This is a genomic window from Jeongeupia naejangsanensis, from assembly GCF_016865585.1.
GTDB lineage: Bacteria > Pseudomonadota > Gammaproteobacteria > Burkholderiales > Chitinibacteraceae > Jeongeupia > Jeongeupia naejangsanensis.
The window spans coordinates 45,043-58,243 of record NZ_JAESND010000010.1; the positions used below are offsets into that span (position 1 = coordinate 45,043).

At 63.0% G+C, this 13,201-nt stretch carries 11 protein-coding genes; 3 read left to right on the forward strand and 8 right to left on the reverse strand.

The features are described 5' to 3' along the window. Window positions 1-14 precede the first annotated feature (14 nt). Together JMJ54_RS16335 and fdhD are read left to right on the forward strand one after the other, a co-directional pair. Window positions 15-2,252: an FdhF/YdeP family oxidoreductase gene (locus tag JMJ54_RS16335; protein WP_203539626.1), complete on the forward strand. Its 2,238-nt coding sequence runs from the start codon at window positions 15-17 to the stop codon at window positions 2,250-2,252. Then, a complete protein-coding gene (gene fdhD, locus JMJ54_RS16340) occupies window positions 2,249-3,052 on the forward strand; it encodes a formate dehydrogenase accessory sulfurtransferase FdhD (protein ID WP_203539627.1) in 804 nt (267 codons plus the stop codon). The genes JMJ54_RS16335 and fdhD overlap by 4 nt, the downstream gene beginning before the upstream one ends. Here fdhD and rfbC read toward each other — a convergent pair. The 4 genes from rfbC to rfbB are packed head-to-tail and all read right to left on the reverse strand — an operon-like array spanning window position 3,049 to window position 6,423. Then, window positions 3,049-3,597 (reverse strand): dTDP-4-dehydrorhamnose 3,5-epimerase, encoded by a 549-nt coding sequence (gene rfbC / locus JMJ54_RS16345; protein WP_203539628.1) that lies wholly within the window; start codon window positions 3,595-3,597, stop codon window positions 3,049-3,051. The two genes, fdhD and rfbC, sit on opposite strands and share 4 nt — an antisense overlap. After that, window positions 3,597-4,478 carry a glucose-1-phosphate thymidylyltransferase RfbA gene (gene rfbA, locus JMJ54_RS16350; RefSeq protein WP_203539629.1) on the reverse strand — a complete coding sequence of 294 codons (882 nt, stop codon included), beginning with the start codon at window positions 4,476-4,478 and terminating at the stop codon, window positions 3,597-3,599. The genes rfbC and rfbA overlap by 1 nt, the downstream gene beginning before the upstream one ends. Continuing rightward, window positions 4,475-5,359, reverse strand: a complete 885-nt coding sequence (gene rfbD / locus JMJ54_RS16355; RefSeq protein ID WP_239000149.1) for a dTDP-4-dehydrorhamnose reductase — start codon at window positions 5,357-5,359, stop codon at window positions 4,475-4,477. Before rfbD ends, rfbA begins: the two co-directional genes overlap by 4 nt. Continuing rightward, complete coding sequence (gene rfbB / locus JMJ54_RS16360; protein WP_203539631.1) at window positions 5,359-6,423, reverse strand: dTDP-glucose 4,6-dehydratase; 1,065 nt, start codon at window positions 6,421-6,423, stop codon at window positions 5,359-5,361. Before rfbB ends, rfbD begins: the two co-directional genes overlap by 1 nt. 153 nt (window positions 6,424-6,576) lie before the next feature. On the opposite strand from rfbB, the gene JMJ54_RS16365 reads away from it, so the two are divergent. After that, the gene (locus JMJ54_RS16365) at window positions 6,577-8,556 is read left to right on the forward strand and encodes a peptidase U32 family protein (protein ID WP_203539632.1); all 1,980 of its coding nucleotides are present in this window, start codon (window positions 6,577-6,579) and stop codon (window positions 8,554-8,556) included. On the opposite strand, the gene JMJ54_RS16370 is transcribed toward JMJ54_RS16365, so the two are convergent. The 4 genes from JMJ54_RS16370 to JMJ54_RS16385 all read right to left on the reverse strand — a co-directional run bounded on the left by JMJ54_RS16370 (window position 8,553) and on the right by JMJ54_RS16385 (window position 13,197). Next, window positions 8,553-9,143, reverse strand: coding sequence for a nucleotidyltransferase family protein (locus JMJ54_RS16370; protein WP_203539633.1), 591 nt, complete (start codon window positions 9,141-9,143; stop codon window positions 8,553-8,555). The genes JMJ54_RS16365 and JMJ54_RS16370 overlap by 4 nt on opposite strands. After that, window positions 9,136-10,149 (reverse strand): nucleoid-associated protein, encoded by a 1,014-nt coding sequence (locus JMJ54_RS16375; RefSeq protein ID WP_203539634.1) that lies wholly within the window; start codon window positions 10,147-10,149, stop codon window positions 9,136-9,138. The genes JMJ54_RS16370 and JMJ54_RS16375 overlap by 8 nt, the downstream gene beginning before the upstream one ends. Before the next feature lie 97 nt (window positions 10,150-10,246). After that, window positions 10,247-12,487 carry a hypothetical protein gene (locus JMJ54_RS16380; RefSeq protein ID WP_203539635.1) on the reverse strand — a complete coding sequence of 747 codons (2,241 nt, stop codon included), beginning with the start codon at window positions 12,485-12,487 and terminating at the stop codon, window positions 10,247-10,249. Between the two features lie 8 nt (window positions 12,488-12,495). Further along, window positions 12,496-13,197 (reverse strand): hypothetical protein, encoded by a 702-nt coding sequence (locus tag JMJ54_RS16385; protein ID WP_203539636.1) that lies wholly within the window; start codon window positions 13,195-13,197, stop codon window positions 12,496-12,498. Window positions 13,198-13,201: the final 4 nt, after the last annotated feature.

A 13,201-nucleotide genomic window follows, 5' to 3' on the forward strand; every position in this document is an offset into this window, starting at 1 on the left:
ATTGGGCCACGGTCGTGACTACTTCAAAAGACAATCCTCCCCCCGCCGGCGGCTGGGGGGCACTCAAGGCGACCTTGCAGCGGATCGAGCCGGGCAATGCCGGCACGACGCTCAAGGCCTTGATCCGCGCCAACCAGCCGCAGGGCTTCGACTGCCCCGGCTGCGCATGGCCGGACAAACCGAGCGCGGCGGTGCAGTTCTGCGAGAACGGCGCCAAGGCGATCACCCACGAAATCACCGGCAAACGCGTGACGCCCGGGTTCTTTGCCGCGCATACCGTGAGCGAGCTCGAAACTTGGGACGACTACACGCTCGAGCAGCAGGGCCGGCTGACCGAGCCGATGCGCTACGACAGCAGCAGCGACCGCTACGTCCCGATCGCCTGGGACGATGCCTTTGCGCTGATCGCCTCGCACCTGAACGCCATCGCCCCGGACGAGGCCCACTTCTATACCTCGGGCCGCACCGGCAACGAGACGGCTTTCCTCTATCAGCTGTTCGTGCGGCTCTACGGCACCAACAACCTGCCCGACTGCTCGAACATGTGTCACGAGCCGAGCGGTCAGGCGCTGCTCGAGAGCCTCGGCACCGGCAAAGGCACGGTGACGCTCGAGGATTTCTCCAAGGCCGAGGCGATCTTCATCTTCGGCCAGAACCCGGGGACCAATCACCCGCGCATGCTGGGCGAACTGCGCGAGGCGGCGCATCGCGGCTGCAAGATCGTCGTGTTCAACCCGCTGCGCGAGCGCGGGTTGCTGCGCTTCCAGGACCCGCAAAGCCCGGCCGAGATGCTGACCAACCGCGCCAGCGATCTGGCGAGCCATTACTACCAGCCGCGCATCGGCGGCGACATGGCGATCGCCAGGGCACTGATCAAGTACACGCTCGAACACGGTGCCGAAGACCACGACTTCATCGCCGCACATACCGACGGCTTTGCCGCCGTCGAAGCCGACATCGCCGCGACCGGCTGGGACGAACTGGTCGACGCCAGCGGGCTGAGCCGCGCCGAGCTCGACGAGATCGGCGCGCTCTACACCGCCAGCAAGGCGACGATGTTTACCTGGGGCATGGGCATCACCCAGCACAAGCACGCGGTCGCGACGATCCAGACGCTGTGCAACGCGCTGCTGGTACGCGGCAACGTCGGCAAGCCCGGCGCCGGCGCCTGCCCGGTGCGCGGCCACTCGAACGTGCAGGGCGACCGGACCATGGGCATCAACGAGCGCCCGACCGCGACCTTTTTGCAGCGACTCGGCGACGCCTGCGGCTTCGCCCCGCCAACGAAGCACGGCAACAGCGTGGTCGAGAGCATCGCCGCAATGGAAGCTGGTCGCGCGAAGGTGTTCATCGCGCTCGGCGGCAACTTCGCCGCCGCGACACCGGATACCGAACGCACGCACGCGGCCTTGCGCACGCAGGCACTGACCGTGCACATCAGCACCACGCTGAACCGCTCGCACCTGATCACCGGTCGCGACGCGCTGATCCTGCCCTGTCTGGGCCGCACCGAAATCGACATCCAGCACGGTGTCGCCCAGCAGATTTCGGTCGAGGATTCGATGAGCATGGTGCACCTGACGCGCGGCGTGAAGGAGCCCGCATCACCACAACTGCGGTCCGAACCGCAGATCGTTGCCGGCATCGCACTGGCCACGCTCAAACACAGCCCGGTCGATTTCGCCGCGCTCGCCGGCGATTACGACCAAATCCGCGAGCTGATCGCCCGAGTCGTTACCGGCTTCGACGACTTCAACACCCGCGTGCGCCAGCCCGGCGGTTTCTACTTCGGCAACAGCGCGCGCCGACGCGAATGGCGCACGGTGAGCGGCAAGGCGCGCTTCGTCGCTCACGCAGCCGGCACCGACCTGCTGGCACAGCTGCAGGCGCTCACCCCGGCGCCGCTGCTGACACTGATGACCATGCGCAGCCACGACCAGTACAACACGACGATCTACGCCCGCAACGACCGCTATCGCGGCATCCATGACGAGCGCCGGGTGCTGTTCGCCCACCCGGATGATCTGGCCGCGCGTGGACTCGCCGACGGATCACGCGTCGACATCGTGTCGGTCTGGTTCGACGGCGAACGTCGCATCGAGGATTTTCGCGTGCAAGCCTACGACATCCCGCCAGGCAGCCTCGCTGCCTACTTCCCCGAAACCAATCCGCTGGTCCCGCTCGAACACCACGCCGATGGCGCCCGCACGCCGGCGAGCAAGGCGATTCCGGTGTATCTGGTACCGCGATGAACGGTACAGCAAGCCACACCGCCGTCCGCTGGGCCGATGGCCGGTTCGGCGCCAGCGACGAAACCGTTGCCGACGAAGTACCGGTCGCCATGGTCTACAACGGCGTCTCGCACGCGGTGATGATGGCCAGCCCGGGCGATCTGGAAGAGCTGGCGATCGGCTTCACACTGACCGAGGGCATCGCCGACCGCTACGCCGACATCGTCGACGTCGAACTCGCCGGGGTCGACGGCGGCATCGAGGCACGGATCACGCTGGCGCAACATCCGTGGCAGAGGCTGAAGGCGCAGCGCCGCCAACTGGCCGGCCGCAGCGGCTGCGGCCTGTGCGGCGCCGAGCACCTGCAAAGCGCGTTGAGGCCGGTTGCCCGGATCGACAGCAACTACACGACGGACGCCGGTACGCTGCTCGCTGGACTAACCGCGATGGCGGCCGAGCAGCCGCTGAACCGGGCAACCGGTTCGGCCCACGCCGCCGGCTGGCTCGGCGCCGGCCCCTTGCTGGTGCGCGAGGACATCGGCCGCCACAATGCCGTCGACAAGCTCGTCGGCGCGCTGCGCATGCAGCGGCGCAGCGACGACGGCGCGTTGCTGGTCACCTCGCGCGCGTCGTACGAAATCGTCCACAAGGCCGCCGCCGCCGGCATTCCGGTCATCGCCGCCATCTCCGGGCCGACGCGGCTGGCGATCGAGATGGCCGAATCCGCCGGCATCGCGCTGATCGGCTTCACCCGTGACGAACGCCTGACGGTTTACAGCCACACCTGGCGACTCGACGGCCCGAACACTGTGGCTGGCTAAACGGTGACGGGGCGCGCCTGTGCAAACGACGGCGCGGAGCGGTCCTTGGCCGACAGCAACGGTTCGGTACCGGTCGGCCAGGCAATCGCCAGATCCGGGTCATTCCAGCGTATGGCGCGCTCGTCCGCGGGATCCCAGTAATCCGTTGTCTTGTAGAGCAGCTCGGCTTCGTCGCTCAGGACGAGGAAGCCGTGTGCGAAGCCCGGTGGAATCCACAACTGCCGGGGCTCGGCAGCGCTCATCGTCACACTAACATGCTGTCCGTAGCTCGGAGAGCCCGCGCGCAGGTCGACAACCACATCGAACACCTCGCCGCGCAGTACCCGCACCAACTTGCCCTGCGGACGCATCTGCTGAAAGTGCAGGCCACGCAGGACACCCCGGCGGGACAAGGACTGGTTGTCCTGGACGAAGCGTACCGGCATTCCGACCAGCTCCGCGAAGACCCGCTCGTTGAAACTTTCGAAAAAACAGCCGCGCTCATCACGATAAACCGTCGGTTCGATCCACTGCAGGCCGGCGATCGGCAATTCAGGCAGGCCCATCACGGCTCCATTTCATCGAGTACCGCATGCAGATAGCGGCCGTAGTCGTTCGGTCCCAATGCCGCCGCCAGTACCTTCAGCTGCGCCGCGTCGATCCAGCCCTGCCGGAAAGCGACTTCCTCCGGGCAGCACACCTTGAGCCCCTGCCTAGATTCGATCGTCTGGATGAACTGGCTGGCCTCGAGCATTGCGGCCGGTGTCCCGGTATCGAGCCATGCAAAGCCGCGGCCGAGCACCGTCACCGCCAGCTCGCCGCGCTCGAGATAGGCATTGTTGAGGTCGGTGATTTCCAGCTCGCCCCGTTGCGATGGCTTCAGGCTGCCGGCGATGGCCACGGCCTGCGCGTCGTAGAAATACAGGCCACTCACGGCGTATGAAGACCTCGGTTTCGCGGGTTTTTCCTCGATGTGCAAGGCATTCCCGAGCGCATCGAACTCGACCACGCCATAGCGTTGCGGATCGTTGACCCGGTACGCGAAGACCGTCGCGCCACGCACTTGCTGGGACGCTTGCAGCAGCACCTGCGCAAGGTCATGGCCGTAGAACAGGTTGTCGCCCAGCGCCAGTGCGCAGGGGTGCCCCGCCAAAAAGGGCTCGGCAATCAGCAAGGCCTGGGCCAGCCCTTCGGGTCTTTCCTGAATCGCGTAATCCAGACTAAGCCCCCAACGCCGTCCGTCGCCGAGCAGTTGTGCAAAACGCGGCGTGTCCTGTGGGGTCGAGATCACCAGAATGTCGCGGATACCGGCAAGCATCAGCGTGCTCAGCGGGTAGTAGATCATCGGCTTGTCGTAGATCGGCAGCAGCTGCTTGGACACCGCCAGCGTCGCCGGATACAACCTTGTGCCCGCACCGCCGGCAAGAATGATGCCCTTGCGCCTCATCGTTGCAAAACCTCGGCGACGCCGGACCCGACCGCCGCTTGCCACGCCGGCAAGCTCGTCCCCAGCACACGGCACAGCTTGCCGGGATCAAGTCGTGCGCGTGGCGGCCTGGTGGCTGCCTGAGGATAATCGGCGGAAGTAATCGGACGCACCTGCGCCCAGCCGACACCGGGCTGCAGGCTTGCAGCATGCTCAAGCAACATCTGCGCAAACCCGAACCAGCTGGTCACGCCACCGGCACTCAGGTGGTAGGTGCCTGACACAACGGACGACGGCGACGAAGCATGGCGCCGCAGCAGGTCCGCACTCGTGTCGGCGATCAGGCCGGCATGTGTCGGCGCGCCGAACTGGTCGTCCACGACACGCAATACTGCGCGCTCGCGCCCCAGCCGCAGAATGGTCGTGAGGAAGTTGTCGCCCAATGCCGAATACACCCAGCCGGTGCGCAGGATCAGGTGCCGGCAGCCACTGGCGCCAATCGCCAGATCACCATCGAGCTTGCTGCGGCCGTAGACCGACAACGGCGATGGCATATCCGTTTCGACATAAGGTATTTCGCTTTGTCCGTCGAACACATAGTCGGTCGAATAGTGCAGCAACAAGGCGTCGTGACTCGCGGCCCACGCCGCCATTGCCGCCGGTGCAGTCGCGTTGACCGCAAAAGCCGTACCGGCATCGGTTTCGGCCCGATCGACCGCGGTGTACGCGGCAGCATTGACGATCACGTCGGGGCGAATCCGGTCGAGGAAGGTGCGCAACGCAGCGAGGTCGGTCAGATCACAAGTACGCCGGTCGACAGGTATGACTTCACCCAAAGCAGCGAGAGGGATTCGCAGGCTCAGGCCGAGCTGGCCAGCTGCACCGAGCAGCAGCAACCGCATCAACGCACCCCAGCATACTGCTGCGCCATCCACGCCGCATAGCCGTCGCGCGTCGCGCTCTGCAGCCATGTAGCGTTTGTCAGATACCACGACACCGTGTTGCGCAAGCCGCCCTCGAACGGCACGGCAGGTGCCCAGCCCAGCTCAGTGCGCAGCAACGTTGCATCGATTGCGTAGCGGCGATCATGGCCGGGCCGGTCGGCGACGTGTTCGATCTGCGCGCGATAGCTGCGTCCGTCGGCCCGTGGCTGCAGCTCGTCCAGCAAGCTGCACACGGTGTCGACAACCTCGAGATTGGTTTTCTCCTGCCCTGCGCCGATGTTGTAGGTCGCGCCCACCTCGCCGGAGGCAAGCACCGCGCGAATCGCCCCGCAATGGTCGCCGACGTACAGCCAGTCGCGCACCTGCAAGCCGTCGCCGTAAACCGGCAACGAGCGGCCCGACAACGCATTCAGGATCAGCAAGGGAATGAATTTTTCCGGAAACTGGCGAGGCCCGAAGTTGTTCGAGCAGCGCGTCGTCAGCACCGGCAGGCCATAGGTGTGATGCCAGGCCCGCACCAGATGATCGGCCGCCGCCTTGCTGGCCGCATAGGGACTGTTGGGCAGACAGGGATGCATCTCGGTAAATGCTGCGGCGTCCGGTTCGAGTGCACCATAGACTTCGTCGGTCGAAACCTGCATCCAGCGAAACGCGGCTTGCTGCTCTACCGACAGGTTCTGCCAGTAGTCACGTACGCTCTCAAGCAATGCGAACGTTCCGGCAATATTGCTTTCCATGAACGGAGACGGGTCGTGGATCGAGCGGTCGACGTGTGATTCCGCAGCGAAATGGATCATCGCCCTTGGCCGGTGTTCGTGCAGCAGCGCGGTGACCAGTGCGCGATCGGCGATATCGCCATGCACGAAGACATGGCGCGAATCACCGTCGAGCGCAGCCAGGCTCTGCCGGTTGGCGGCATAGCCGAGCTTGTCGACATTGACGATGCCTTCATCGCTTTGCGCCAGCCAGTCGAGCACGAAATTCGCGCCGATAAAGCCGGCGCCGCCCGTAACCAGAATCACCTTTGAAACTCATTCATCCGTTAATCCCCGAAGTATACGGGCCAGCGCCCGTCTCGCCCATGTCCGCCAACGGCCGGGCATCGCAACACCGGAGCGCTAAGGCATTGATTCCGCTATACTTCCGCCCTTTCCCGCTTTACCGAACTGCCGATCATGAGCCTGCCGCTGAACCACCTCGAACTCCTTGCCCCCGCCAAGACTGCCGAAATCGGTCGCGAGGCGATCCTGCACGGGGCAGATGCGGTGTATATCGGCGGGCCGGGCTTCGGCGCGCGGCACAATGCCTGCAACGACGTCAGCGAAATTGCCGGGCTGGTGAAGTTCGCACACCGCTATCACAGCCGGATCTTCGTCACGCTCAACACCATCCTGCACGACGCCGAGCTGGAACCGGCGCGCAAGCTGGTGCACCAGCTGTACGATGCCGGCGTCGATGCGCTTATCGTTCAGGACATGGGCCTACTCGAACTCGACCTGCCGCCGATCCAGATCCACGCCAGCACGCAGTGCGACATCCGCACGCCGGAGAAGGCGCGCTTTCTGGCCGACGCCGGTTTCTCGCAGGTGGTACTGGCGCGCGAGCTGACGCTGCAGCAGATCGCCAGGGTCCGCGACAAGCTGCCGCTGGATACAACGATCGAGTTCTTCATCCACGGCGCGCTGTGCGTCGCCTATTCGGGCCAGTGCAACATCAGCCACGCCGATACCGGCCGCAGCGCCAACCGTGGCGACTGCTCGCAGGCCTGCCGGCTGCCGTACACGCTGTCCGACCAGCAGGGCCGAGTCGTCGCGTTCGACAAGCACCTGCTGTCGATGAAGGACAACGACCAGAGCGCCAACCTCGAAGCCTTGATCGACGCCGGTGTGCGCAGCTTCAAGATCGAGGGCCGCTACAAGGACATGGGCTATGTGAAGAACATCACCGGCCACTACCGCGTGCTGCTCGACGAGATCCTCGAGCGCCGGCCCGAGCTTATCAGGGCGTCCAGCGGCAGCACCGAGCTGTACTTCGCGCCCGACGTCGACAAGAACTTCCACCGTGGCCATACCGACTACTTCGTCAACGGCCGCGAGGAAGGCGATATCGGAGCCTTCGATTCGCCGAAGTACGTCGGCGTCGAACTCGGCACGGTGACCAAGATCGGGCCAAAGTCTTTCGAGATCGAAGCCAATGCGCCGCTGTCCAACGGCGACGGCCTCAACTACATGCAGAAGCGCGAGGTGTTCGGCGTGCAGGCAAATACCGTCGAAAAGATCGGTGCCGGTGAAGACGGCGGCACGATCTGGCGCGTGTTCCCGAACGAAGCGATGGCCACCCTCAAGGGACTGAAAGCCGGCAGCCGCATCCACCGCAACCGCGACCACGGCTGGGAAAAGGCGCTGGCGCAGAAGTCGTCCGACCGCCGTATCGGTGCATGGCTCGATCTGGCCGACACCGCCGACGGCCTCGCGCTGACGGTGACCGACGAGGACGGCATCAGCGCCACCGCCTGTACCTCGCTGGCGCTCGAACCGGCCAAGGATGCCGCCCGGGCCGAAGCGGGCCTGAAGGACAGCCTCGCCAAGCTCGGCAATACGATGTTCAGCGCACACGACGTATCGCTGCGGCTGGCGCAGCCATGGTTCGTACCGAACTCGGTGATCAACGCGCTGCGCCGTGACGCGATCGAACAGCTCGAAGCCGCCCGCATCGCTGCGTGGGCCCGCCCCGAGCGCAAGGCGCCGGTCGAACCGCCGGTCGCCTATCCAGAAACGTCGCTCAGTTATCTGGCCAACGTCTACAACGACGCGGCGCGGACCTTCTACACCAAGCACGGCGTGCAGCTGATCGCCGCCGCGTACGAGGCGCACGAGGAACCGGGCGAAGTCAGCGTGATGATCACCAAGCACTGCCTGCGCTTTTCGTACAACCTGTGTCCGAAGCAGGCCAAGGGCGTGATCGGCGTGAAGGGCCAGATCCGCGCCGAACCGATGACGCTGAAGTCCGGCAGCGAGACCTACACGCTGAAGTTCGACTGCAAACCGTGCGAGATGCACGTGATCGGCAAGATGAAGCCGCACATCTTCAAGTCGGCCCCGCCGACGAGCGTGCCGGTGTCGCCGATCACCTTCCACAAGGCCCGACCGGCTTAAGCCTTCGGCACGATTGCCTGCGCAACGTCATCCAGGCCGACGACGCGCAGGCGCGGCCAGATGGCCAGCCAGCGTTTGGTCGCGATCCGCGCCGCAAACACCTCCGGCTTCGGGCGCTTGGCGTTCAAGGTGATGTGCAGCTGCTGCAATGGCGCCAGCCCGAACGGTGCCAGCAACCGCAGTTCGCCATCCGGCTGCAGCCGTACGCCGACGGCGGTCTCGCGCTCGACCCAGTACGACATCGCATCCGCACAGCTTCGGTAAGGCGCATCGCCGTTGCGGACGTGCATGCGCGCCTGGTTCTTCACCGACCACGGCAGCGGCAGCATCCGCTGAAGCCGTTGCTCCAGCGCCGCGTCGGTGCCGGGATCGAGGCAGTCCGGATTCCAGTAGATCAGGTCGATATCGGCCAGCGGTGTCGCCACCGGATGATCGTGCAGCCGGTCCCAGACCAGATTGCGCTCGAAGCCGGCGGCCAGACACCAGTCCGGCAGGTTCAGGCTGGCTGCGGCCTGCAGCGCCGCAATGCGTTGCGCATCGGCGCGCAACCAGGCGACCAGCTGCGCCGCGAACGCCGACTCATTCACGATCGCCGAGCAGCGCCCGTCGCAACCCTTCGGGAATCTCGGTCAGGATCAGCGTGCCGTTGTCGCGGTCGTAGATCACCTGCCCGCTGCGCAAGCTGTTGCGGTCGAATTCGATCTTCCAGTGATCGGCGGCGGCCTTGAAGTGCGTCAGCGGCCGAATCGCGCGGCGGTCGGGGACGAAGTCCCTGGCAATCCTGCTCTCGTCATCGTTCAACGCCTCGCGCAACAGGCCTGGCGCGTCGGGCCACGCCTGTTCGACCAGGGTGTCGAGGCTGACCGGCTCGCCGGCGTCGCCCCGCTCGTCCAGATAACCGTGCGCGCGCTCGAACAGCGCATCGCGGGTTTCGGTCGGCATCGCCTGGCGCTCGGCAAACTCCGCCAGCCCCTGGACCAGTTTCTGGGTTTCCTTAAGCGCGATGACGACGTCGTTGCAGCCGAGAAAGCGCTTGAAGTAGTTGGCGACATCGCCGCGGCCCTTGAGGAAGCTGATGCAGCGCTCTACGCCACGCTGCCATGCCGACAGATCGATGCGGCCGGCGACGCGCAGGTTGGCCAGATCGAGATAGGGGCTGTCGACGATCGAGAGTCCGTCGCCGATCGCGGTACCCAGCGCTTCGCTGGCGAGCGCGACGAACAGGTAGTCGTTGTCGGCGTGCTCGACGCGGGCGATCAGCACATAGCCGCCGGCGGCGAGCGGCTCGGCTTCGATGCTGGCCAGCAGCTGCTGCATCATCAGTCTGGAGAGCATGAGGAAGTCGATCGCGCCGTCGACCACGTGCTGGCGCAGCAGGCGCGGCATCGGAAAGCTGTCCTCGTCATCCTCGAAACGGCCAAAGCCCTTGCCGCTGCGCTCGCTGTAGCGGTCGACCAGCTGGTCGACCAGTTGCAGCGCGGCAGGCGAAACCGGGATTTCGGCATCGCGCAGCTGCATCGACGCCGGCCCTTGCGGAGCCTTGATCAGGTGGTGGACGACGAAGTTGCGGAGGACGTGGTCAGCGGTAGACATGCGGGTATCGGATCAGGCCAAACCGCCATTCTCCCACGGACAAGCATCAAAAAAATGGCCAGCCGACAAGGGCTGGCCAGGTTAGGTGCGATGCGAGTTACAGGTACCTGCTCCACATCACGCTCGCCTTCGTACCACCGCTACCGCTACCCGATGTAGAAGTGCAACCGGTACCCGGTGCATAGTCCTGATCCTCACTCACCCCAGTCCTGATGATTTTTACACCGCCATTACCAATGGTTGTCGTACTGGACTGATTTGCACCAACAGTCATCGAGCCATACACCGTCGTCAATGCGCCGTCGAAGTTCACCGCCTTGCCAAGGACGATGTTGCCATGAACCTCCCAACCACTGGACTTCAAACCGTCATCGGTAAGAATCGCCATATTGCCACTCGGCATACCAGTGCGCTCCTTGCCGCCTGAATCAGTCCATTTCTTGAACTTGGACGGTATCGTACTTTTATCGCACAAATTATCCGGATAAAGTGCTCCATCGCAAATGGCGGATGACGTTGAAAAATTAGGAGCATATAGGGGACCGTGGCCACTGCTCGTCAATGTCACCTGACCGACAGCCCAGATCCCGTTGAACAGCGTACGGCTATTGACGACACCATTGATCATCACAGGCCCGTCAAACCATAGAATACCAACGGGCATTGCGTTGATCCCGGTAAAATCCCAACCGGTATTTTTGTTAGTCCCTGCATTTCTGGCACAATGCGCATTTTGCCACTCACATTGTAGAAATGCGCTACCCCCAATAGTTCTCATATCCGTGGTTTTGAGATTGTACGGTCCCGTCGGGATCAGTTCATTGCCAGAGGATTTCTTTACATTTTGAATGAGCAGCATCGGATCGCCCGAACTGGCATCAAAATAGAAAACGTAGTTCGCTTGACTCTTCAATCCGGCAACATTGATCGGCTCGACTCGGGTATCGCAATAGGGAACACCCGGTAACCCCGGCGAAGCATTGCTCACATTGGTGCGCAGATTTGCAAACGCAGTTGGTGTGCTGACAAAGTTCTTGCCCTGCTTCGTCACCAGATAACTTTCACCAACAATCGAGCTGCTGTTTTTAACCGTCAAATCCGATTGATTACCAAGAACCGATACGTTACCGCCTCCCTGCAAAAGATCGATTTTGGAGCCGTACATTTCCACATTGCCAAATGCCTTCAAGGTAGCAAACATACCAATGTTATTAGTTTTCATATAAATATCGTTACCCCACAGCAAATCTGCCGTACTGGGCACGACAACATCAATACGTCCGCCGTATACCGAGTCGAAAACGAGCGTAAAACTGGCCGGCAGCTCCCCTGTACCTGCCAATCTGGTTGCGCTGGTTACGGTAATCACGCCATTGCTGACGCTCACGTTTTTCGCCAGGTCCACCGCAAATTCGGACTTCGACGCATCTGCCATTTTTATGACAATCACGCCGGCGCTAGGCGGTATGATTTTTCCATCCACCTGTTTCATGCCACCGACGATGGTCGTTCCCACCGCCCCTCCCACAGTGACCACATTGGCTTTGAACGCCCCAGCACGGATCGACTTGTACTTGCCGCCCCCCTGCTGCAAATCAACTTCCTTACCCCAAATATCGACATTCACAGGTGCGGTCATGCTTTGAGTGGTAATTTTTCCTTCCGAATAGATTTGCGCGCCATCACCAATTCCGCCGCCCGAAATGGAGATATCGCCCTTGGCACATACGGAAGCATTGGCTTTCGTACCGTGACTAATGGAAAGAAAACCACTCACCGCCACGCTGTCGAGCAGACTTTCCGAAGTAACAATATCCATGTTGCCGCCTGTGTAGCTCACGTCTCCGTTGAAGACGAGTGCATCTTTCGGCAGCTGCCCACAGGTTTGCGAGCCACCAGCGCTTCCTGCGGTAACCGAATACACAACCTTCACTGTCGAAGTCGATTTGGCTCTTGTTCCGTCAGCAGTCGTTCCTGTTACTTCAACCGTCAGTTGTGTCGGCGCGGTGGTACTGTCCGACCCCACGACCTTGGCGGCCACCCCGTCCAGCCCGGTCAACGTCAATGAAAGTGGCGCCGAAGTTGTCGCTGCAGCCAGCGTCTTGACTCCGGCAGCATCGAGATTGGTCAGATATGTCTTGACCACCTCCACACCGGTCCAAGCTTTTACTTGTGCCTGCGTCATTGCATGGGCCGACACCCCCTGCTCCTGAGTGCCGCGCACGTAATACACCGTCCCCAATACCGCCGCAGTCAGCGACAGGCCGGTCAGCAGCAGGATCAGGATCGTCGCGATACCACGTTGCGATGCGGGTCGGGTTCGAAGCATGGGGGTCATGGCGGAGCTCACGAGGCCAGGTGGATGTTGGCGAGGCAGGTGGTGCTGTTCATCTTGAAGTCCGTGCCCGCCGTCGTTGCATTGCTGCTTTGCATCGACAATTGGACGATCAGCCGGACCGGATTGGGGTCGACCGTCGCCGGTGTCGGCGTGGGCGCCTGGATGCCGAACGGCGTGCAGCCCGCGGCGCCGGTCTTGCTGACGCTGATGCTCACCACGTTGGCAAGCACGCCGTCGGGCGCCGTGGCACCCGAGGGCAGGTTCGGCGGGATCAGCCAGGCATCACCCGAGTTGAGCGTGAAGGTACTCCATGCAGTGGAAGCGCTGTTGCAGTTGGCGCCGCTCGCGGTGAAATACTTCAGCCCGCCACCGCTCGGCGCATACAGCAGCGCACAGCTCATTGCGCCGTCATTCATGCGCCAGAACAGTGCGTTGCCGGTCGAAGCCGTCGTCGACAGTGTCTTGGCCGTCGGCGGAGTGCTGGTGCTGTCGGCGACGCTGTCGTAGAGCAGCAGATCCTTGCTCAGGTCGACCGGATCGATGCCATAGCCGGCGCCTTGCAGCGAAGACTGGGCCGACAGGAAGCCCGTAGTCCGGTTGCCGTCCTGCGCAGCGCCGATCTTGCCGGTAACCGTGGTCTTCAGGGTCGTTTTGTACAGCGACATCATCGCCAGCACGATGATCATGGAGATCGTCAGGCCGACCATCATGCTA

Bases quoted from the DNA above. Each gene is read 5' to 3' on its own strand.
- JMJ54_RS16365 (WP_203539632.1), top strand. From the start codon at position 6,577: ATGAGCCTGCCGCTGAACCACCTCGAACTCCTTGCCCCCGCCAAGACT.
- fdhD (WP_203539627.1), top strand. From the start codon at position 2,249: ATGAACGGTACAGCAAGCCACACCGCCGTCCGCTGGGCCGATGGCCGG.
- rfbC (WP_203539628.1), bottom strand. From the start codon at position 3,597: ATGGGCCTGCCTGAATTGCCGATCGCCGGCCTGCAGTGGATCGAACCG.
- JMJ54_RS16375 (WP_203539634.1), bottom strand. From the start codon at position 10,149: ATGTCTACCGCTGACCACGTCCTCCGCAACTTCGTCGTCCACCACCTG.
- rfbA (WP_203539629.1), bottom strand. From the start codon at position 4,478: ATGAGGCGCAAGGGCATCATTCTTGCCGGCGGTGCGGGCACAAGGTTG.
- JMJ54_RS16380 (WP_203539635.1), bottom strand. From the start codon at position 12,487: ATGACCCCCATGCTTCGAACCCGACCCGCATCGCAACGTGGTATCGCG.
- rfbD (WP_239000149.1), bottom strand. From the start codon at position 5,359: ATGCGGTTGCTGCTGCTCGGTGCAGCTGGCCAGCTCGGCCTGAGCCTG.
- JMJ54_RS16385 (WP_203539636.1), bottom strand. From the start codon at position 13,197: ATGATGGTCGGCCTGACGATCTCCATGATCATCGTGCTGGCGATGATG.